Below are 20,720 nucleotides of genomic sequence, written 5' to 3' on the forward strand. Positions count from 1 at the left end.
CCGGCCGGCCCTCCGCGCTCCACGGCGTCGCCACGCCGTCGCGCAGCCGGTGCACGACGTCGAGGCGCCCGGCGTCCCAGGCCAGGTGCGACACGACCAGGACGCAGCGGCCCCGGTCGCGCAGCCGGGTCGCCACGTCCCAGAACCGCAGATACGTCTCCCAGTCGAAGCCCTGGTACGGCTCGTCCAGGAGCAGCACCCGCGGGTCGTGCAGGAGCGCGAGGGCCAGGTTCAGCTTCTGCCGGGTGCCGCCGCTGAGGAGGCCCACGCGGGTGTGCCGGTACTCGGCGAAGTGCAGCTCGTCGAGGAGTTCCTCCGCGCGCCCCGGCCCGTCGACGCGGTACGCCGTGCGGAACCAGCGCAGGTGCTGGTCGACGGTGAGCGCCTCGTTGAGCACCGCCTCCTGCGGGCAGTACCCCAGCGAGCCGCGGCGCTCCACCCGCCCCGCGTCGGCGGCGACCTGCCCGCACAGGACGCGAAGCAGCGTGCTCTTGCCCGAGCCGTTCTCGCCCACGACGCCCGCCAGGGTGCCCGGTTCCAGGCTGAACGACACCCCTCTCAGGACGCGGCGCGAGCGATAGGCCTTGTGGACGTCGCGTACGCGCAGGGCGTACGGGGCGGTCGGCACGGCGATCTCCTCCTGCGGGGGTGGGCGGGCCGGGGCTGCGGCGGTGCGGTGCGGCCGACCCCAGCGCCTGCGGCGGTGCGGCGTGGTCGGACTCAGCGTCAGCCGCGGTGCGGTGCGGTCGGCCTCAGCGTCTGCGGCGGGACAGACAGGCGACGAGGGACCGCCACTCCTGCCGCACCTCTCCGGGCAGCCGCGCCGCGTCGAGCGCGGCGAGGGCCGCCGCCACATGACGGGCCGCCGCCTCCTCCGCGCGCTCCCGGCCGCCCACGGCCTCCAGGAGGCGCATGACCTCGGGGACGCGGTCCTGCGGCAGCGGCACGAGGTCGAGCAGCTCCGCCACCCGGCGGCCCTCGGGCGAGTCCACCGTCGCGGCGAGCACCAGCGGCAGCGTCTTCTTGCCGCGCACCAGATCCGCGCCGACGGGCTTTCCGGTGAGCGCGCCGTCGCCCCACAGGCCCAGCACGTCGTCCAGGATCTGGAACGCCACGCCGAGGTCGCCGCCCGCCGCGCGCAGCGCGCGCACCACCGGCGGCGGCGCGTCCGCGAGCACGGCGCCGAGGGCCGCCGCGCAGCCGAACAGCGCCCCGGTCTTGCCGCGCGCCATGCGCGCGTACCGGCTCGTCGACACCTCGCGCAGCGCGCGCCCCTCCAGGGCGAGGTCCTCCGCCTGGCCCTCCACCATCTGCTCCACCGCGACGATGAGGTCCTCCATGGCGGCCCGGGCGCCCGGTGCCTCGGCCCGGAAGACGGTGGCGACGGCCTGGACCACGAGCGCGTCACCGGCGAGCACCGCGGCGCCGGTGCCGAACCGGGCCCACGCGGCGGGCCTGCCGCGCCGCTCGGCGTCGCCGTCCATGACGTCGTCGTGCAACAGGGAGAGCTGGTGCACGAGTTCCACGGCCGTACCGGCGACGGCGGCGAAGCGCTCCGGGGCCCCGACGGAGCGCACCGAGAGCAGCGCGAGGGCCGCGCGCACGCGCTTGGCCACGTGCCGCACCGGCGTCGGGGCCCGGTCGGTGTCCCACCCCAGGTGGTAGCGGCAGACGGCGGCCGTGGCCGGGTGCAGCCCGGCCACGGCCGCCCGCAGCGGGGGATCGACGAGCGCCGACCCGCGCCGCAGGAGCTCCTCGCCGTCCGCCCCGGGCGCGGCCACGGGCGGCGGGCCGGTGTCGTACAGCGACGTGTCTGTCATGGATCCTCGCCCGCCCGTCGTCCCTGCGCCGGTTCCCGGCCCCTCCGGTCGCCTAACGACGACGGCGAGCACCGGTTGTGACCGTTCGCGCTACGGAGTGACGGCCCGGCGGGTGCGGGCCCGACGGCGGGCGCGCGGGGCGACGGTTGACGTAGGCGGAGCGTAGACGCACGGGCCGGGCGGAGCGCTCCGCGCGCCAAAGGGCGGGCCGCTCCCCACTGTCGCGACGGCGGAATCGGATTCGAACTGGGGCCCGGCTCCGCGGTGGGTCTCGGCCGGGGGCTCGCGGCCTGCGGGACGCGCTTCGCGGCACGGCACACGCGCCGGGCGCGCGGGCACCGCTGGGCACACGGCCGGACGGGTGCGCGTCCGGCGGGAGCGGGTGGCCCGAAGTGTGCGCCGCGACAGCCGGAATCGCTCGAATGCTCCCGTCCCGTGCGGCTCCGGAGCGTCTGGTTTTTCCCAACATCCTGTCGGCTCGTTCGCGCCGCGCGGGGGTTTCCGCGGTCCCCGCGGGCCCCGAGACTGTGCGCCCGGCGCTTGCCATCGGCAGGCGCAGCGGCGTCGGAAGGACGGCGGACGAGGCCATGGTCGGAGATCTGAGGTCCCTCGCGGGCGAGCCCGGCGCGGTCCCCGCCCGGCTCGCGCCGGACGGCGAGCCGGAGCGGAAGCGGATCCTCATCGAGCTCACCGGCGAGCAACGGGAAGCCCTGCGCGCCCAGTTGGAGCTGTACGGCGGCGAGGTGAGCGAACTCGTCCTGCTCGCGGGCGGGCTCGAACTCGGCACGTTCGACGTGCGGGCCAAGCCCCGCCCGTACTGACGCGGAACCCGCAGCCCAGCACCACACCCCCGTACATCGCCTGCGCGTCCCCTCGGGAGGAACCGTGAGTGTGCTGTCCGTGCCGCGCCTCTTCTTCAAGGGGAGGGCGTCGTGGAACCCGGCCACCGGGAACAACAACGACCAGTGGCCGCTCTACGACTTCACCCGCGCCGAGCTGAACTGGGCGTTCCTGAACGACCCGGCGCAGGAGCCGCCCATCGGGATCACGCCGGACAACGTCCGCGAGGCGTTCCCCGCCTGGGCCCGCGCCCTGCGGTGGTACCAGCCGGTGGACGACCAGGGGAAGCCGCTGCCGGGCTGGTGGCAGAACCCCGGCGAGTGGGGCTACTTCGGCGGCATGGAGTGGTGTCTGCACGACACCGCCCGGCCCGACGACCCCGGGCCCGGCGCGCCCACGGACACCCGGTTCACCGGCGGCCAGCTGGAGCCGGGCGGCCCCGTGATCACCTCCGACCCGCTGGTCCACCACCCCGGGGAACCGGACAGCGGCGGGATCATCGACATCGTCGGGGACACCTTCCCGCACAGCACCTTCAACACCCCTGGCCGCATGGTCGACAACAACCCGGACGCCTGGTGGGGCAGCTCCTTCTACCTCAAGCGCTTCCAGATCGGCTCGCGCATCGCACCGCAGTGCCACCTCAGCGGGGACGTCGCACCGGGCTCGTCGATGAACTCCCGGTGGCTGAGCCTGGCCCGCAACCTCAACGCCGACGGGCAGCTCCAGATCGCGGGCGTGGGCGGCGCGGTGCTCCAGGCCTGCATCCCGGGCGACCCGAAGACGCTGCGGATCGCGTCCGGCACCTCGGCCCTCCTCGACGCGCTCCGGGCGGCCCTCACCCAGCGCGGCGTCCAGGGCCTCATGGTGCGCCTCACCGCGTACCGGACGCTGTACTTCACGGCCGCCGAGTTCGAGCACTGCGACGGCATCAGCGACCCCCGGGAACGGACGACGGCCCAGTACCGGCGGCTCACCGAGCTGTGGGACCGCGAGCTCAAGGAAGGGCGGACGCCGTCCCAGAACCCGTGCGTGTCCACGGTGCTGGGGACCGTCGGCCTCTGGCACGACGGCGAGAAGCCGACCAGCGCGCCCGGCGGCCGGTGCCTGCTGCCGTCACGGATGTTCCAGTGCGCGTACGAGGGCCGGCAGGGGAAGCGCGGGACGACTCCCCGAGCGACGGCCCTCCAAGGGTGGTGCGCCCCGGCGGTGGCGGAGACCCGGCACACGCACGACGCGGTGTACGTGAGCCTCGACCTCGGCAACACCCTTCCGGAGATCGACTCCCGGGGGGAGAAGGCGGACCTCGGCGATCTGCGGCTCGTCGTGCGCGACAAAAACGGCGTCGTGCACGCCGTCGGTGACCTCCCCTTCGACGCCTACCGCACCGCGGCGTACGAGACGACCGCGGGCATCGTCGACGTCGAGGCGGCCGCGGAGGCCGTGCCGCTCCTCGACACGGGCACCCTGGAACTCCACTACGTCCCGGACGGCGACCCGGTGGCGCTGCTCACGGAGAGCACCGTCACCGCCGAGACCGACCAGCGCAGCGTCTACCTGGACCAGGGCGAGCCCGGAACGATCACCGTGCAGATACGGGAGCGCGGTGCCATACCCCGGCGGGACGTGGAACTCGTGGTCCAGCAGTACGTCCCCGACCCGCCGCAGCCCTGCGCGGAGGGCGGTGCCTGGCGCAAGCCGGACGGCGGCGCGTACCCGCAGGTGCTCGACCTCACGACGGAGACCGTCACGGTGTCGGCGGGGACCGGCGAGGCCACCGTCTCCTTCCGGCCCGTGCGCTCCGGCTGCGCCACCGTCGCGTTCTTCCCCGTCGAGCGCTACGGCCCCGGGACGCCGCCCGCCGCCATCGGCCCCGCGCCCGGCACGGACGACGGCTCGGGGGTGCCCTACGGCATCTCGTGGGCCTCGTACGCCTGTGTGCGCGTGCTGCCCTTCCACGACGACCTGCCCCGGCAGTTCGCCGACTGCTGGAACGCGGGGTTCTCACCGCAGGACGCCTGGGACTTCCTCTACCGGAAGGTCCTGTACGTACACGACGTGGTGTACCCGGTGATGAAGCACTACGCCCACCTCGACCTGGGCGACAAGGAGTCCGTGGACCGCAACATCGACCAGATCGTGGCCCTCGCCGAGCGGGAGCTGTTGCACTCCACCCTCTACATGCCCGTGACGCGCGAGCTCTCCGAGGGGCAGCGGCGCGTCCTGAAGACGTATCAGGGTCTGGTCGGCAAGGGCTGGCCGGCGGAGAGGCTGGGGGAGTGGCGATGACGGCAACGAGCGCGGGCACCAGGGTGGGCGAGGTCGCGGCGTCGGAGGTCGTCGCCGCCTCGGTGGAGCGCGGCCGCACGCTGCTGCGGCGGCGGGACGCCTTCGTGCGCCAGCTGAGCCCCTTCGACCGCCAGGCGCGGCTGTGTCTGCGCGCCGACGTGCTCGACGTGACGGTCGAGGGCTACCTCGACTACGTGGGCAACCAGGCCCTCGGCTGGACGGACGACGAGCTGGCCGCCCTCACCCGCATCGTCGAGGAGATCGACGGGCTCTTCGAGCCCTGGTCCTTCCAACTGCCCCCGACCGTCCTGTTGGTGAAGACCTCCGGCCAGGAGGAGGGGCGCGCGGCCTACACCCGCGGCGAGGACACCATCGTGGTCCCCGCGGGCAAGGTGGAGACGCTGCACCTGCCGTCCCCCGACAGCGACCCGCTGTTCGCCGCGCAGAACACCAAGAGCCTGCGGGACCTCCTCGTGCACGAGTTCTTCCACCTGGTGAGCAAGAACAACCGGGAGCTGCGCGCACGGCTGTACGACCTCGTCGGATACACCCTCATGGCCGCGCCGGTCCAACTGCCGTCCGTGCCCTGGCCGGAGGCGGCCTCGCCCACCACCATGCCGGAACTGAAGATCACCAACCCGGACACCCCGCTCCTCGACGTCCGGATCCGGCTGAACGTGCCCAAGGGGCCCTACGACGGTCCGGCCCAGGACCTGGTCCCGCGCGACCTGGTGCCGGTCCTGATGGCCGACGGACCGTACGCGGGCGGCAGCTTCTTCGGCTATCTGCGGTGGTACTTCCTGGCGGTCGAGGACCAAGGAGGGGGGCGGTGGGCGCCCGTCACTGGGGACGACGGGCGCCCCCTGACGTACCTCATGCCGGACCGGCCCGACGACAACAGGACCCTGTGGGACCAGTACCTGGAGAAGGTGGGGCGCAACACCTCCTCGGAGCTCTTCCACCCCGACGAGGTCATCGCCCAGAACGTCGTCTTCGCCGCGCTGCTGCCGACCCCCGGCCTGCTCGCCGGGGTCGGCGACGTGCTCAGCAGCTAGCCGCCGCACCTCGCCGGGAGGGAGACCCCGACATGGCCCAGACCGATCCGCCGCCGATCCACACCATCGAGGCGCTGCGCGCGGAGCTCCAGGACGCCCTGGCCCTGGAGTTCACCACCATTCCCGCCTACCTCTACGGGTTGCTCTCCATCAAGGACCGGCGGTCGAGGTTCCCCGACGTCACCCGGATCGTCCAGAGCATCGTGATCTCCGAGATGCGGCACATGGCCATCGCCGCGAACGTGCTCACCGCCGTGGGCGGCCGGCCGGAGATCACGAAGGCGGCACCCGTGTACCCCTGCCAGATCCCGGACTTCACCCGGGCGGGTCTGGTGCGGCTGTTCCCCTGCGGCGGCGACCTCTGGCAGCTCGGCCTCTTCATCGAACAGCCCGACCCCCTGCCGACGGACACCCGGGAGCGGATCCGCGGCGCGATCGACCTGGAGTCGCCGCGGCTGCGCACCGGCGGCGGACTCGACCTGATCAAGGCCCTGCCGAGCCCCGTCCCGCTGCGCTTCGAGTCCATCGGGGACTTCTACAACGCCCTCATCGACGGCATCACCTACCTGGTGGAGCAGGGGAAGGAGGAGGACGTCGTCCACCCGGAGACCATCCCGCGGCAGTACACGCACTTCGGAGGCCAGGACAACATCGGCGTACGCACCTCTCAGGAAGCCGTCGCCCTGCTGACCGACGTCATCCACGAGGGCGAGGGCGACCCGCACCGCATGTGGGACGACAACGGCGAGCTGTCCCACTACTACAAGTTCGACGAGCTGGCGCAGGGCCGCCACTACCTGCCGCAGGACAAGCCCTGCCACCCCACGGGCCCGCGCATCACCCTGCCCGTGGACACCGACATCGTGCACGTCCTGCCCGATCCGCAGATGTGCAAGTACCGCAAGGGCTCCCCGGAGTGGCGGGCGGCGGACGACTTCAACCGCTTCTACGAGCGGCTCGTGGCGAACCTGGAGACCGGCCTCACCGGTCATCCGCAGCAGGTCGACAGCGCCGTCGGGCAGATGCACCAGCTGGAGGTCCTCGCCGACGCGGTCCTCGCGTGCCGGATCGCCGAGGGCGAGTACGCGGGGTACTACGCCGCGCCCACCTTCGAGTGCAGGCCCTACACCGACCGGCCCGTCCGGCTCCCCGCACTGGAGGAGTGACGACGCCGCACCGGCGGCCGACCGGATCCGCCCCCGCGCGGTTCCCGCCATTCACCCCGCCGTGCCGCGCGGCGACTACCGGACACCGGGGGTGTGCCCGGACCCGGTGTCCCGTGCCCGGCGTCGACAGACGCGGGACACAAGGGTGGGAAGCACGCTACTTGAAGGGAGCGGGGAGAACACGTGGATGAGACAGGGGCCCTCCTTCACCTCTGAGGGAGGGCAGACGGCCCGTGGGCACGCTCGTACTCTCCACCCCCATGCGAATCACACACCTGCGGCGTTTCGGCCTCGCCGCGTTCCTCGCCTTCTGTCTCGCGCTGCTGGGCCTCGGGCAGACCGCCCGGGCCAGTGGCGCGGCCGCCGCCGACGTCACGTTCAGCGCCGACCAGGCCACGGTCACCCCGGGGTCGACGGTCAACCTCACGATGACCTTCACGAACAACCAGACGACCGACATCTGGTTCGTCTACCAGACGATGCAGCCCACCTGGGCCACCACCCAGCGCCCCGACCTGAAGTACGCCTTCGGCGCCTGCGCCGGCACCGGCGTCACCTGCAGCGCCACCGGCACCAACCAGCTGGGCTTCAGCTACTCCGTCCCCGTGCCGCCCGGCCAGGCCCGCACCGTCACGCTGCCGGTCCAGATCGCCGCGGACTCGGGCTGCAACGGCAACATCGCCTTCGACTCGTACGTCTACTACGAGTACGACGAAGGCCGGGGCAAGAAGGACGGCATCTTCACCACGCCCACCACCCGCGTGCAGTGCGCCACCCCGCCCGGCGCCTGATCCCGAGCGAAGGCGCCTGACGGGGCACGACCCGGTCAGGCGCCTCTTCCCCGCGAGCGGGCCCCGGCTACCGGTCCGCCACCCAGCTGCCGTGGAAGCCGAGCGGCACCCGGCCGGGCAGCCGGACACGGGCCAGGGGGCGGCCGGTGAAGTCCTGGGCCGCGAGGACCACCAGGTCGGTCGCGCCCCGGTCGGGGTCGTTCACATAGGTGAGGACGTAGCCGTCGTCCTCGTCCCGCGCGCCCCGGCGCGGCACGAACACCGGCTCGCTCGCCGCCGCGCCCTTCGGGAGGCGGTGCGTCTGCTTCGTGCCGCGCAGCATGTCGTGCTTGACCAGGTGGTCGGTCAACTTCCCCGCCGGGGGCACACCGTCGACCGTCAGGTACGCGCGCCACATCTCCGCCGCGCTCACCGTGTATCCGAAGCGGTGCCTGCGCGAGACCAGGGACTCGTTGACGCGGGGGAACTCCTGCGGCAGGTCGTCGACGCGGGTGCCGTGGACCCGGCCGCCGCGCAGGTCGATCCGCCAGCGGTCGAGCGTCGGCGTCCCGGTCGCGCCGGGGCCGCCGCTGCCCCGCCCCGCCGCGTGGAAGGGGGCGGGCATGGAGGTGAAGTCCACCACCACCTCGTCGCCCTGGTCGTAGGCGTTGAGGGTGTGCGAGTAGTAGACCGGGTCGACCTCGAACCAGCGCGTGGCGCCTCCCGCGCGCGGCATGACGCCCACGCGCGGAGGGTGGCGCTCGTTCCAGACGTACGGCACCAGCGCCCCCGCCTCGGCGGCCGCCGGGTCGAACGTGATCGGCACGTCCATGAGCACCACGTAGTTCCGGGTGAGGGCGAAGTCGTGCATCATCGGCGCGTCCGCCACCGGGATCCTGGTGGTCCGCGCCACCCGCCCGGTGCTGTCGATCACCAGGTGCCGCACGTGGTCCCAGGTCGGGTAGTAGGTGACCGCGTGCAGCTCGTCGGCGGCCGCGTCGTACTTCGTGTGCGCGGTGAACGAGCCCTTCAGGGTGTGGCGGAAGTCGTACGGACCCGCCGTGCCGAGCTCCCCGTCCAGCTCGTACGGCAGCGGCCCGCCCTCCTGGAGCGCCAGGATCCGCCCCTTGTACGGGATCACGTGGGTGTTGCACGCGAAGTCGTCCGGCGGCACCGGGCCCGGGTACGGCTCGCCCAGCTTCTTCGCGACCCCCGAGGAGCGCACCCAGCGGTTGCGGTACCACTCGGCGCGCCCGTCGCGCAGCCGCACCCCGTGCACCATGCCGTCGCCCAGCATCCAGTGGTGCGCCCGCGGGTCCTCCAGGCCGAGCGCGTTCGGGCCGGTGCGCAGATAGCGGCCGTCCAGGTCGCGCGGCAAGCGGCCGGTCACCTCCAGGTCGAACGCCGTCAGCTCCTCCGTGACCGGCGCCAAGGCGCCCTCCAGGAAGGGGAGATGCCCGCCCTCGGCCGCGTGGCCCGTCGTCGCCTGTGCCGCCGCCGCGTAGTGGCCGCCCCCATAGCCGCCGACCACGCTGCCCGCCGCCGCGAGTGCCGCCCCCTGAAGGACCCTCCGCCGTGTGTGACTGGCCATCATGTCTCCCTGTCGCTCGTCGAACCGCTCACCTGTGACAGGGACAAGCCTCCGCCGATGGAGGCGCCGGGTCAGTCGGCCCAGGGCCCGGGACGGGGGTGGTGTTGAGACCACCTCGTCCGGGGGCGGGACCGCGGAGGCCGCCCCGGTGCGGGAGCGCGTCCCGTTCCCCACACCACTGCGCGGCGTGGGCGGTGCCGGGCCGTGCGGCGCGGTGCGACGCGGATCGGCGTTGAGCGGTGCGGCGGCGGAAATTCGCTACCCCGCTGGCCGGAAACAGCGGAGACTCGCCTCATGTCTGACATGGGGGCGTTCCGTGAAGCGGTCATCGCGTGGGCGGCGGGAGGGCCCGGCGACCTCGCGCGCGAGCTGGCCGAGCGCCTGCCGGTACGGTCGGTCGTCCTGCTCGAAGGGCCGAGCGACGTCGCCGCGGTCGACGCGCTCGCCGCGAGCCGCGGCCGCGACCTGGCGGCCGAGGGCGTCTGCGTCCTGGCCATCGGCGGCGCGATGAGCGTGGGGCGCTTCGCCCAGCTCCTCGGCCCCCGCGGACTCGGCCTCCGGCTCACCGGGCTGTGCGACGAGGCGGAGCGGCGCTACTACGCCCGCGGCTGGGAGCGGGCCAGCGCGGCACCGCGGGACTTCTTCGTCTGCGCGGCGGACCTGGAGGACGAGCTGATCCGCGCCCTGGGCGTGCCGCGCGTCGAGGAGCTGGTCCGGGCGGAGGGCGACCTGCGCGCCCTGGAGACCTTCCTGCGCCAGCCCGCGCAGCGGGACCGCACCGCGCACCAGCAGCTGCGGCGCTTCCTCGGCACGAAGAAGGGCCGCAAGATCCGCTACGGCCGGGTCCTCGTCGAGGGACTCGCGCCCGACCGCGTGCCCGCCCCGCTCGACGCGCTGCTCACCAGCCTCTGACCGTCGACGCGCCGCTCACCGGCCTCTGACCGGCCGGAGGCGGACACACCGGGAACGCCCGGCATACCGGAGGTGGCCGGAAACCGGCCCGCCGTGCGGCAGGAGTGTCGAAGTTGTGGACGGGGTAGCGCTTCCTTCGACAGAATCACCGACCATACTGGTCATGCCCTGATCACCCACAGAACGAGTCCATGGCCGAGAACAGCACCTCCGCGACCACCGCCCCCGACACCGCGTGGCTGGGGCGCGGGCGCCACCTCGGGCCCGAACCCGAGCAGGACGTCCGGCGCAACCTGATCGCCCTCAAGGCGGCCGGGGTGCTCGACGACTTCCTGGACCTCGACCCCGCCGACGCCACCCGCTCCAGCGTCCTGCACCCGCGGGACGAGGCCGCCGACCCCGGCCCCTCGGCCCGCCGCCTCTTCGAGGCCCGCTGGCGCGTGGCCGACGACGTCACGGTGCGCGCGCAGCTGACCACGTACGACCCCGAAGGCCGCCGCAAGGACGGCGAGGGCGTCGTGTGGGTCCTCGCCGCCGAGGCGGACCGGGTGTGGGACGCGCACTGGCCCTCGCCCGCCACCATGTTCTGGCCCGACAGCGACCGCGTCGCCTGGGACCACGACACGGTGGGGGAGCTGCGCCTGCGGACGACCAACCACCTGCCGAAGGACGACGACGAGCTCCGCCGCAGGCTGCGGGAGAGCATCCGGCAGAGCTGGTTCATCCACGTCGTCGTGCACGAGGCGATGACGCCCGACGCGACGGGGCAGCAGCCCGTCTCGGCGTTCCTGCCGCCGGGCCTGCGGCACCGCGTGGTCGAGCACCGGGGCACGCCGGAGCAGGCACAGATCGCCGACTTCGCGATGAAGCGCGAGCTGGGCGTCCGCATGCCGCGCGGCGGCGCCGTCATCCTGCCCGTGGAGCCGCGGAGCCCGGACTACGACGCGGAGCGCTTCACCGTGCGCAGCGTCTTCCTCGACGGCTCGGAGCCCACGGAACTCCTCGACAGGATCGCGGAGTTCGCCGCGCTGCCGCGGCCGCTGCCGGACGAGGCCGAGCGGGCCCTGACCCGGCTGCGCCAGGGCTGGCACCTGCTCACCCCGGACGAGGAGCTGGCCCACGCCCAGCACATGGTCACCAAGTACGCCGAGGCGCTCGACGCCATGACGAAGTCGCGCGACCTGTACCGGGAGGCGGCCGAGGCGGCTCGGGCCGCGCTGGCCGACGCGTCCGGCGGCGGCGCGCCCCTGCTGTCCGGATCGGGCCCCGCCAAGGCGGAGGGCTCGCCGCTGAGCGCCCTCACGCGGGCGTTCGGCCGCTTCCGCAGGGACCCCGACAAGGACCGGGGCAAGAACCGGGACAAGGACCCCGACAAGGACCGGGACAAAGACGGGCCCGAGGACCGGCCCGAGGGCCAGCACGAGGGGCCGGGCACGAAGCCGGCCGGGGAGCGGGTCACGGACCCGGCCCCCGACGGGGACCCCGGCAAGTAGAGCCGCGCCGACGGCACCTTCGCGTCCGCGCGCCCGGCGCCCCCGGCCCGCCCACGAGCGAACCGGGCGGGGCGGGGCCGGGCCCCACGCGGGGGCTCGGCCTCACGCGGGGGCTCGGCCTCGCGCGGGGCCCGGGCCCCGCCCGCTGCCGGACCCCTGCGACAGTCGCCCGCCGACACATATGCTCAGTTTCGATCGCACCCGATCACACCTGACCAACAAGCGGGCGGCCCGCTCGCCCCGATGGAATGCGATCATTTGGCTAATGGCGATCAATTCGCTATCCGTCGCATCTGAGATCAATAGCAAATTGCGCCCGGACGGTATTTACTGTTGCGCCACCGTCGAACGTCCGAGTAGGCTGACGCACCATCGCGGGATTTGAACGGCTCTTGGACGCGACGCCCCAGCAATCGCCAGCCGATTCAAGATCGTCTGAATGATCGACTGGCGTGGTCAGAAGATCGCGTGCAATGAGATTCAGGCGGGGGAATGAATTGACATCTCATCCTGCACATGATGCTGTGCGCATCCCATCGGTATTGCACGAGGCCCCGACCCCAAGTGATCGGTCAGGGTCATTCGTACCCGAGTACTGGTACAACTTCTTGGGTGACTTACCTGCCCCTTTACCTCGAATACGGGACTCCGGTAGCCCCTCGGCGGCAGAAGTGGCCGCACAGGTCCGACCGCGAGCACTCGTGGCACAGAACAATCCGTCCGACCGCTGGGTGCCCGTACCCGAGCAGGTCGGCGAGCGGCTCCGGCAGTGCGGGCGCCCGACCCCACTGCACCGCGCCCACCAGCTGGAGAAGCACCTCGGCACGGCCGCGCGCATCTATCTGAAGCGTGAGGACGTACTGCCCACGGGCAGCTTCAAGCTGAACACCGCGATAGCGCAGGCGTTCTATGCGGCACAGGAGGGGCGCACCACTCTCGTTACCGAGACGGGCGCCGGACAATGGGGCATGAGCGTCGCCCTCGCGGCAAAGATGTTCGGCCTCGAAGCCGAGATCTACATGGTCAGGTGCTCACTGGAGCAAAAGCCCTACCGGCGCCACTACATGGAGCTTCTCGGGGCCCGAGTGCGCCCATCCCCATCTCCTCGCACCGAGATGGGCCGCCGGATCCTGGAACGCTTCCCGGATCACCCGGGGAGCCTCGGAACCGCGATCAGCGACGCGATTCAACACGCACTCGACAAGCCTTCCGCAGCCTATCTCTCCGGAAGCGGAATGACGCACGTCTATCTCCATCAAACGCTCCTCGGACTCGAAGTCGAGGCGCAACTCGGAGAAATACACGGAGAGGCTCTCGGAGTCGCCGGACGCGGTGACCACCTCATCGCGTGCTCCGGCGGCGGCAGCAATCTCTGCGGTCTGATCGGCCCCCATCTGCGCGCCCGCGCCGACGGCGCCGACCTCCGTCTCCTCGCCGCGGAATCCACCGCCGCTCCCCGTCTCACCGCGGGCACCTACACCTACGGCCGCGCCGACCTCGGCGGCTTCACACCGGAAGTCCTCGGCTACTCGATGGGGGAGGACTTCGTCCCGCCCCCCGTCCACGTCGGCGGCCTGCGCAACCACCACAGCTCCGCCATCGTCAGCCTGCTGCGCCGCGAAGGCGTCCTGGACGCCGTCGCGTTCGAGCAGAGAACAGCGCTCGAAGCGGGCAGGCTGCTCCTGGAGACCGAGGGCCTGCTGCTCGCCCCCGAGGCGAGCCACGCGGTCGCCGCCGCCCTCGAAGTCGTCGCCAAGGCCGACGCGCAGAACCTGGAACCGGTCGTCGTGGTGCTCGCCAGCGGCTCCGGGCACCTCGATCTGCAGGGCTATCACGAAGTCCTGCGCGACGCGTGAACCGACCACCGACCACCGCACGACGCGTGAACCGACCACCCCCTACCGCACCCTGACACCTCGCGCCCAGGAGGTTCCATGCGCTTGGAGGCCTTTCAGCCGCAGGTCGGCGTGCACTGTGAAACCACGACGCTGCGCAACATGCTCCACCACGCCGGTGCGCGCCTTTCGGAACCCCTTCTCTTCGGACTCGGCCAGGGAATCGACTTCCAGTACTGGGACGCGCCGGTTCCCGGGCGCGGCGCGCCGATGCTCACCGGCCGCGTCGGCCCCGGCGAGATAGCGCGGCGGGCCTGCGCGGCACTCGGCGCGGAACTGTGCCGAGAGCGGCCGCCCGACCCCGATGCCGCGCGCACGCGAACCGCCGAACTGCTCGCCGCGGGCCACGTGGTGGGCGTGACCGTCGACATCTACCACCTCGACTACTTCTCGTCGCGGAGCCACTTCGCCGCGCACTGCATCGCGCTGTACGGACTCGACGACGACCTCGCGCACGTCGTCGACACCGCACAGCAAGGCGGGGCGCAGACGCTCCCGGGCGAGTCGCTGCGCAGGGCGCGGGACTCCCGCGAGGGCTTCCTGCCGTCGCCGAACCTCCAGATGCACATCGGCGGCCTGCCGAAACGACTCACCACCGACAGCGCGGCCGTACCGCGCGAGCAGATCTGGCACGCCGTCCGCGCCACCGCGGAGCGGATGCTCACCGACCGCGGCCCCCGGCGCGGCCCCAGCGGGCTGCGGAGGGCCGCGGCGGAGGTCTCCGGGTGGCACGACACCCTGACGCCCAGCGAGGAGCTGGTGCCCGCCACAGGGCGCTTCTGGCGGTACGCGGGCACCGGCGGAGCGAACTTCCGCGCGCTGTACCGCGACTTCCTCCGCGAAGCGCGCCACCGGACCGGCGAGGCCGCTCTGGACCGCGCGGCCGACGCCTTCGAGGGCGTGCGGCAGCAGTGGGACGAGGCGATCGACCTCCTGCTCGGCTACGGCGAAGCGGCCGACCCCGGCGGGCGGCTCAAAGCCGTCGAAGCCCTCCTGCACGCGACAGCGGACGCCGAACAGTCGGCCTTCGAGCACCTGCACCGCCTCGCCGGGGAACGCACGGGTGAGTCGCCGTGACCACACCTGACACCGACCGGCCCCGCACGACCCGGGTGAGGACCATCTGCCGCATGTGCCACGGCGGCTGCGGCGCGATCGTCGATCTGGTGGAAGGCGTTCCGACCGCCATCCACGGTGACCCCGACAACCCCACGAGCGAGGGGTACTTCTGCGTCAAGGGCAAGGCGGCACTCGACCTCGTGCACAGCCCCGACCGCCTCACCACCCCGCTGATGCGCACAGGACCGCGTGGCTCCGGGACGTTCCACCAGGTCAGCTGGGAGGCCGCCCTGGAGCGCATCGCCGGCGAACTCACCGCCAACACCGCACGGTACGGACCCGAATCGATCGTCCTGGGCCAGGGAACCGACCGCAACTACCAGGAGTGGGTGTTCCGGCTCGCGAACGCGATCGGCACACCCAACGTGGTCGGCCCGGCCCACGTGTGCTTCTACCCCCGCGTCATGGCCTCCGTGCTGACGTACGGCGGGTTCACCTTCTGCGACTACGACGGCGACCCCCACGTCATCCTGCTCTGGGGGAGCAACAAGCCGAACACCCACTCCGACGGCGTCATCGGCATCAAACTCCTGCGCGCCGTCGAGCGCGGCAGCCGCGTCATCACCATCGACCCGCGACGGACGCAGACGGCGGCCCGGTCGAGCCTCCACCTCGCCGTCCGTCCCGGCACCGACGGCGCCCTCGCGCTCGGCATGATCAAAATCGTCATCGACGAGGGCTGGTACGACCACGACTTCGTGGCCGCGCACACCACGGGCTTCGACGAACTCGCCGACCACGTCCGCGCCTACGACCTCGACACGGTGGCCCGCGTCACCGGCCTCGCCCCGGAACTGATCCTGGAGGCGACGCGCGCCTACGCCCGCGCGCCACGGGCGTGCGTCGAAGCGGGAACCGGCGTCTCGCAGAACGAGAACTGCTTCGACACCTACCGGTCCATCGCCATCCTCTCCGCGCTCTGCGGAAACCTCGACGCCCCCGGCGGCGACCTCATCTGGGACCCGATGCCGATCGAGGGCCGCCGCGCCTTCCCGCGCACCGACCTCCTCGGCGACGACCAGGCGAGGAAGCGCATCGGCGGGGACAAGCACAAGGTCCTGTCGATGTCCGGCTGGGTCGCCCCCGGAGACCTGCACGAGGCCGTCCTCAGCGGGTCCCCGTACCGCATCAGCTCGCTGGTGCTCTTCGGCAGCAACGTCCTGGCCTCGTACGAGAACACCGAGGCGGTCCTCAAGGCCCTGGCGAAGCTCGATCTGATCGTCGTCTGCGACCTGTTCATGACGCCGACGGCCAGGTACGCCGACGTCGTCCTGCCCGCGTCGAGCTGGCTGGAGCGGGACCAGATCGTCGAGTTCAACTCCTACCTCGCGGCCAGGAGGAAGGTGACGCACGTCGACGGCTGCCGGTCGGACGAGGACATCATCCTGGAACTCGCCGCCCGGCTCGGCCTCGGCCGGCACTTCTTCCCCTCCGTGGAAGCGGCGCTCGACGCCAAGCTGGCCGGTATCGGACTCACCTGGGAGCAGTTCAAGGACGTCGGCTACATCCGGAACGAAAAGCGCTACTTCAAATACCGGGCCGACGGTTTCCGTACCAGGTCGAAGCGGGTCGACCTCGTCAACAACGCGTTGCGCGGCATGGGTTACCGGGAACTGCCGGTATTCAGGACTCCACCGGCCCCGAGCCCCGAACTCCCGTACCTCATGACGAGCGCCCACGCGCGCCAGTTCTACAACAGCGAGTACCACCAGCTGCCGACCACGGCCCGCGGCCGGGCCGCGCCGCGGCTGACCGTGCACCCGCGGGCGGCGGAGCGAGAAGGCCTCAAGGACGGCGACGAGGCCGAACTGTTCGCCCGGCCCGGAGGACGCGGGGTGCGCATGGCGGTCAAGGTCTCCGAGGACGTCGAACCGCACGTCGTAGTGGCGGACGCCTGCTGGTGGTATCCCGAAGAATCCTCGGTCACCGCCGCCCTGACGTCCTCCGTGAATCTGGTGACAAACAACGATCGGACCGATGAGCACATGGGGAGCGCGACGATGAGAGGCGTACCCGTAGGAATTCGGCGAGTCGGCGCACCGTCCGGCCGGGCGACACGAGCCGACCATGAATAGCGCGCGCGGCGGTGTCGCCGGCCGGATACCGGAGACCGACGAAGGCCTGCAAGGCGACGAACTGGCGCTCAAGTACGACGAGATGCAGCGCCACATCCGCGACCAGGGCTGGCTGCAGGAGAAGGTCGACGACATCCTGGCGGCGGACATCACCTCCGGGAGCGTCCTGGAGGTGGGCTGCGGGCCGGGCTACCTCGGCCTGGAGTGGATCAAGCAGGTCACCGGGGCCGTCGGCCTCACCGGCGTCGACATCTCCGAGGCCATGGTCCGCCGCGCGCGCGGAAACGCGGACGCGTACGGCGTGGCCGGGCAGTGCACCTACGAGTGCGGTGACGTCCTGGCGCTGCCGTACGAGGACGGCAGGTTCGCGCACGCGTTCAGCGCCAGTTCCCTGCACGAATGGGCCGACCCGGTGCGGGCCCTCTCCGAGATCCACCGCGTCCTGCGGCCCGGGGGCCGGTACTGCGTCATGGATCTGCGCAGAGACATCGACCGGACGACCTTTCAATTCATGAAGGCGAACATCGCGGCCGATATGCGGCCGGGTTTTCGCTCCTCGATCCGCTCCTCCTACATCAGGAGCGAGGTCGAAGCGGTACTGCGCGACGCGGCGCTCACGACGGCCGCCGTGACGGAAGTCCAGATGGGCATCGTCATCGCCGGAAGGAAGGAAGCGTGATGGGCTCGATCACGGAGGGCTGGCCGACCATCTCCGCCAGCCGCGACGGACGCTTCCCCAAGCGCCCGAGCTTCGACACGGCCTGGGAACAGATCCTCGAAACCTCCGACACCTGGCGGAACGCGGACTGCGCGGAATACATCCGCGGCTGGTGCGGGCACGCCCCTGACCACATCGTCGACCACGTCGCGGGCGTCAACCACGTCGGCATCTACATGGGCGACTACGAACGCGACGAGGAAGTCCTCTCCTGGCACGCCTATCTGCGGGACCTGCAGAGGTCCGCGCACATCGCGACCGTCGAGATAGGACCTTCGTACATCTCGCCCCGGCAGTACGGCACTCCGGGCTGGTGGAACGCGCTCGTCCTCCCGGACGGCCGGGCCATCGAAACGTTCGCCTGCATGGAATTCGGCCCGTGGGCGGACCGCGCCGCGGACGAGCGCCGCCGCCTCATGTCCCACGTCGCCGTCGACACCCGGACCGAGGACGGCGTCCGCTTCGTCCTGGACGCCCTCGAACGGGACGTCGACAGCCTCGAAGTCATCGCGTTCACCGAAGCGGACGAACTCGGCCACACCTACGGCCACGTGCGGAACAACGCCGACATGTCCGTGCTCGAAATCGTGTACCAGGCACCGCGGGACGAGAGTGAACAGCCCCATGGGAGTCATTGACCTCACGCCGTTCTCCGGCGACCACTGCGAATCCACCGCTCTGGTGAACATGCTGCGCAACCGCGGCATCGACCTCGGCGAGCCCATGGTCTTCGGCCTGGGACAGGGCCTGTCCTTCCTCTACTGGCACGCGAAGCAGATGCCCGCCCCGTTCCTCGCCGGGCGCGTCAAGCCGGACCAGCTCATGCGCAACGCGGCCCGGGCCCTCGGCCTCGACCTGCGGGAGCAGCGGACCACGTCCCGGACGAAGGCCGAGTCGAGCCTCGTCGAGGCCCTCGACGACGGCGACGTGGTGGGCCTGAAACTGGACCGCTACCACCTCGACTACGCCCAGGAGGACCACCACTTCGCCGCGCACTACGTCGCCTGCGTCGGCTACGAGGACGACCGGTTCGTCGTCGTGGAGACCTCCTCGCTGGGCATCCAGTCGACGTCCCGGCAGAGCATGGCCGAGGCCCGCGCCGCCAAGGGACCCATGAGCTCGCGCAACCTCTCCTTCGTGATCAGGTCCGGCGGATACGACCCGACGACGCTGGCCGAGGCCTGCCGGGCCTCGATCCGGGCCACCGCCCGGGAGTTCCTGCGCCCGCCCATCGCGAACCTCGGCTTCAAGGGCATCGCGAAGACCAGCGCGGTGATGCGCAAGGGCTGGGGCCGCCTGGAGGACCCCGGCCGCGTCCTCGGGCTCGTCGGCACCAGCATGGAGGAGGGCGGCACCGGCGGCGGGCTCTTCCGGACGCTGTGGGCCCGCTTCCTCGAAGAGGCCCACGGCCTCACCGGCATCGCGGCGTACGAGCGCGGCGCGACCGAGTACCACCGCGTATCCGAGCGGTGGACGGCGGTGGCGAACCTCCTGCGCGAAGCCGACGACTCCACCGCGCACGCGGCCCTCGACGAGGCCGCGGCGATCGTCGGCGAGCTCGCGACCGAGGAGCAGAAGGCGATGGCCGAGCTGGAGGAGGCATCCCGATGACCACGCCGGCCAGGGCCGCGGGGCACGACGCGCGCGACCGGCTCCGCGACGTGCTGCTCGCCCGCGTCGACGTCGCCCGCCACGTGGCGGAGGTGACCTCCTTCGACCGGCGGGCCCTCGACTCCTGGGTGCGCCGGGCGCTCGCGGCGACGGTGGCACACGCCTGCGACAACTCCCCGTTCTACGCCGGCTTCGTCCCGGCCCACCTGGTGCGGGCCGTCGCGGACGGCGGCCCCGGGGCGTTCGGCGCGCTGCCCTTCACGACGCGCGAGCACCTCTCCGCCGCCTACCCCCTCGGCATGCTGGCCGTCCCGCGCAGGGACGTCATCCGGTTCGACGAGAGCTCGGGCACGGGCAACGGACGGCCCGTCGCGGCGTTCTTCACGCGGAGGGACTGGCTGGAGAACAACCTGACGGTCGCCACCCTGCTCTCCCGCGTGCTGGACGAGCGGGACGTCGCGGCCATCGCCGTCCCCTACGAACTCGCCGGTGTGGGGCAGGACCTCGACCGCGCCATCGAGGTCCTGGGGTGCACCGTCGTCCCGCTGGGCGCCGCCTCGCCCTCCTGCACGCCCGAGCGCATGGTCGACGCCCTGCACCGCTCGGGCGCCACCACGCTCGTGTGCTCGGGGACGCGCGCGCTGTACCTCGGCGAGATCGCCCGGCGCCGCGGCCTCGACCCGCGCACCGACCTCACGGTCTCCAAGATCCTCATGGCCGGTGAAGGAGCGTCACCGGCCAAGAAGCGGCGCCTCGCCGACCAGTGGGGCGCCACCGCGTACTCGATGTTCGGGATGACCGAGACCAACACGCTCGCCATGTTCTGCGCGCACCGGGAACTGCACCTCGTGGAGACGCGCACGTACTTCGAGATCGTGGACCCGGCGTCGGGCGAGCCCCTGCCCGACGGCAGCGTCGGCGAGCTCGCCCTGACGACGCTCGCGAGCCGGGCGATGCCCCTGCTGCGCTACCGGACCGGGGACGTCTGCCAGATCGAGGCCGCGCCCTGCGCGTGCGGCTCGCCGCTGCGCAGGCTGCGCCACCGCGGCCGCATCGGCGACCGGATCCGGATCGGCGAGCGGGGGACGTCGCAGCTGGAGATCGAGGACATCGTCCTGGGGGCCATGACCCGGCCGCCGTACTACTTCGCCTTCCACGTCGACGGCGGCGTGCTGGAGATCGCCCTGCCGCCACAGAGCGCCGACGACGACGCGACCAGGACGGCGGTCGCCGACGGCGTCCGCGACCGCCTCGGTGCGCCGGCCCGGCTGCGCCGACTCGACGTCGCCCGGTTCGAAACCGCGCTGCGCACCTCGGCCAAGCCGACCATGCGCACCTTCAGCGCGCACCAGGAAGGGGGCTGAGG

Annotated in this window: 16 protein-coding genes and 1 pseudogene; 14 read left to right on the plus strand and 3 right to left on the minus strand. The window is 72.1% G+C overall.

The annotated features are described in order from the left end of the window. Positions 1-34: 34 nt before the first annotated feature. Together C9F11_RS36220 and C9F11_RS36225 are read right to left on the minus strand one after the other, a co-directional pair. Positions 35-628: pseudogene (locus C9F11_RS36220) on the minus strand (ABC transporter ATP-binding protein); the annotation flags it as partial. Between the two features lie 124 nt (positions 629-752). Continuing rightward, positions 753-1,820 (minus strand): polyprenyl synthetase family protein, encoded by a 1,068-nt coding sequence (locus C9F11_RS36225; protein WP_138963701.1) that lies wholly within the window; start codon positions 1,818-1,820, stop codon positions 753-755. Between the two features lie 587 nt (positions 1,821-2,407). Here C9F11_RS36225 and C9F11_RS36230 point away from each other — a divergent pair. The 5 genes from C9F11_RS36230 (at position 2,408) to C9F11_RS36250 (ending at position 7,961) form a co-directional block, all read left to right on the plus strand. Continuing rightward, on the plus strand, positions 2,408-2,641 hold the full coding sequence (locus tag C9F11_RS36230; RefSeq protein ID WP_138963703.1) for a hypothetical protein: 234 nt from the start codon (positions 2,408-2,410) through the stop codon (positions 2,639-2,641). Between the two features lie 64 nt (positions 2,642-2,705). Further along, positions 2,706-4,949, plus strand: coding sequence for a hypothetical protein (locus C9F11_RS36235; protein ID WP_138963705.1), 2,244 nt, complete (start codon positions 2,706-2,708; stop codon positions 4,947-4,949). After that, positions 4,946-6,004 (plus strand): hypothetical protein, encoded by a 1,059-nt coding sequence (locus tag C9F11_RS36240; RefSeq protein WP_138963707.1) that lies wholly within the window; start codon positions 4,946-4,948, stop codon positions 6,002-6,004. The genes C9F11_RS36235 and C9F11_RS36240 overlap by 4 nt, the downstream gene beginning before the upstream one ends. A gap of 32 nt (positions 6,005-6,036) precedes the next feature. Next, entirely contained in the window at positions 6,037-7,170 is a 1,134-nt protein-coding gene (locus C9F11_RS36245; RefSeq protein WP_138963709.1) for a ferritin-like domain-containing protein, read from the plus strand. Positions 7,171-7,430: 260 nt separating this feature from the next. Then, on the plus strand, positions 7,431-7,961 hold the full coding sequence (locus C9F11_RS36250) for a hypothetical protein (RefSeq protein ID WP_138963711.1): 531 nt from the start codon (positions 7,431-7,433) through the stop codon (positions 7,959-7,961). 67 nt (positions 7,962-8,028) lie between these two features. Here C9F11_RS36250 and C9F11_RS36255 read toward each other — a convergent pair whose 3' ends face one another. Continuing rightward, a complete protein-coding gene (locus C9F11_RS36255; protein WP_138963713.1) occupies positions 8,029-9,531 on the minus strand; it encodes a carotenoid oxygenase family protein in 1,503 nt (500 codons plus the stop codon). A gap of 294 nt (positions 9,532-9,825) precedes the next feature. Here C9F11_RS36255 and C9F11_RS36260 point away from each other — a divergent pair, with 294 nt between their 5' ends. The 9 genes from C9F11_RS36260 (at position 9,826) to C9F11_RS36300 (ending at position 20,718) form a co-directional block, all read left to right on the plus strand. Continuing rightward, positions 9,826-10,443, plus strand: coding sequence for a TOPRIM nucleotidyl transferase/hydrolase domain-containing protein (locus tag C9F11_RS36260; RefSeq protein WP_138963715.1), 618 nt, complete (start codon positions 9,826-9,828; stop codon positions 10,441-10,443). Positions 10,444-10,634: 191 nt separating this feature from the next. Then, complete coding sequence (locus C9F11_RS36265) at positions 10,635-11,936, plus strand: hypothetical protein (RefSeq protein WP_138963717.1); 1,302 nt, start codon at positions 10,635-10,637, stop codon at positions 11,934-11,936. 524 nt (positions 11,937-12,460) lie between these two features. Continuing rightward, on the plus strand, positions 12,461-13,792 hold the full coding sequence (locus C9F11_RS36270) for a TrpB-like pyridoxal phosphate-dependent enzyme (protein ID WP_249402029.1): 1,332 nt from the start codon (positions 12,461-12,463) through the stop codon (positions 13,790-13,792). A 78-nt stretch (positions 13,793-13,870) separates the two neighbouring features. Continuing rightward, positions 13,871-14,908: a BtrH N-terminal domain-containing protein gene (locus tag C9F11_RS36275; protein WP_138963721.1), complete on the plus strand. Its 1,038-nt coding sequence runs from the start codon at positions 13,871-13,873 to the stop codon at positions 14,906-14,908. Further along, entirely contained in the window at positions 14,905-17,025 is a 2,121-nt protein-coding gene (locus tag C9F11_RS36280; RefSeq protein WP_249402030.1) for a molybdopterin-dependent oxidoreductase, read from the plus strand. Before C9F11_RS36275 ends, C9F11_RS36280 begins: the two co-directional genes overlap by 4 nt. After that, positions 17,018-17,704: a class I SAM-dependent methyltransferase gene (locus C9F11_RS36285; RefSeq protein ID WP_138963723.1), complete on the plus strand. Its 687-nt coding sequence runs from the start codon at positions 17,018-17,020 to the stop codon at positions 17,702-17,704. Before C9F11_RS36280 ends, C9F11_RS36285 begins: the two co-directional genes overlap by 8 nt. Next, positions 17,704-18,381: a hypothetical protein gene (locus tag C9F11_RS36290; protein WP_138963725.1), complete on the plus strand. Its 678-nt coding sequence runs from the start codon at positions 17,704-17,706 to the stop codon at positions 18,379-18,381. Before C9F11_RS36285 ends, C9F11_RS36290 begins: the two co-directional genes overlap by 1 nt. Next, complete coding sequence (locus tag C9F11_RS36295; protein WP_138963727.1) at positions 18,368-19,354, plus strand: BtrH N-terminal domain-containing protein; 987 nt, start codon at positions 18,368-18,370, stop codon at positions 19,352-19,354. The genes C9F11_RS36290 and C9F11_RS36295 overlap by 14 nt, the downstream gene beginning before the upstream one ends. Further along, entirely contained in the window at positions 19,351-20,718 is a 1,368-nt protein-coding gene (locus tag C9F11_RS36300) for an AMP-binding protein (RefSeq protein ID WP_138963729.1), read from the plus strand. The genes C9F11_RS36295 and C9F11_RS36300 overlap by 4 nt, the downstream gene beginning before the upstream one ends. The last annotated feature ends 2 nt before the right edge of the window (positions 20,719-20,720 follow it).

The organism is Streptomyces sp. YIM 121038 (assembly GCF_006088715.1).
GTDB lineage: Bacteria > Actinomycetota > Actinomycetes > Streptomycetales > Streptomycetaceae > Streptomyces.

Excerpts from the sequence above, each read along its gene's own strand:
- C9F11_RS36295 (WP_138963727.1), top strand. The coding sequence starts at position 18,368 with ATGGGAGTCATTGACCTCACGCCGTTCTCCGGCGACCACTGCGAATCC.
- C9F11_RS36245 (WP_138963709.1), top strand. The coding sequence starts at position 6,037 with ATGGCCCAGACCGATCCGCCGCCGATCCACACCATCGAGGCGCTGCGC.
- C9F11_RS36265 (WP_138963717.1), top strand. The coding sequence starts at position 10,635 with ATGGCCGAGAACAGCACCTCCGCGACCACCGCCCCCGACACCGCGTGG.
- C9F11_RS36275 (WP_138963721.1), top strand. The coding sequence starts at position 13,871 with ATGCGCTTGGAGGCCTTTCAGCCGCAGGTCGGCGTGCACTGTGAAACC.
- C9F11_RS36260 (WP_138963715.1), top strand. The coding sequence starts at position 9,826 with ATGTCTGACATGGGGGCGTTCCGTGAAGCGGTCATCGCGTGGGCGGCG.
- C9F11_RS36230 (WP_138963703.1), top strand. The coding sequence starts at position 2,408 with ATGGTCGGAGATCTGAGGTCCCTCGCGGGCGAGCCCGGCGCGGTCCCC.
- C9F11_RS36290 (WP_138963725.1), top strand. The coding sequence starts at position 17,704 with ATGGGCTCGATCACGGAGGGCTGGCCGACCATCTCCGCCAGCCGCGAC.
- C9F11_RS36285 (WP_138963723.1), top strand. The coding sequence starts at position 17,018 with ATGAATAGCGCGCGCGGCGGTGTCGCCGGCCGGATACCGGAGACCGAC.
- C9F11_RS36300 (WP_138963729.1), top strand. The coding sequence starts at position 19,351 with ATGACCACGCCGGCCAGGGCCGCGGGGCACGACGCGCGCGACCGGCTC.
- C9F11_RS36240 (WP_138963707.1), top strand. The coding sequence starts at position 4,946 with ATGACGGCAACGAGCGCGGGCACCAGGGTGGGCGAGGTCGCGGCGTCG.
- C9F11_RS36225 (WP_138963701.1), bottom strand. The coding sequence starts at position 1,820 with ATGACAGACACGTCGCTGTACGACACCGGCCCGCCGCCCGTGGCCGCG.
- C9F11_RS36255 (WP_138963713.1), bottom strand. The coding sequence starts at position 9,531 with ATGGCCAGTCACACACGGCGGAGGGTCCTTCAGGGGGCGGCACTCGCG.
- C9F11_RS36250 (WP_138963711.1), top strand. The coding sequence starts at position 7,431 with ATGCGAATCACACACCTGCGGCGTTTCGGCCTCGCCGCGTTCCTCGCC.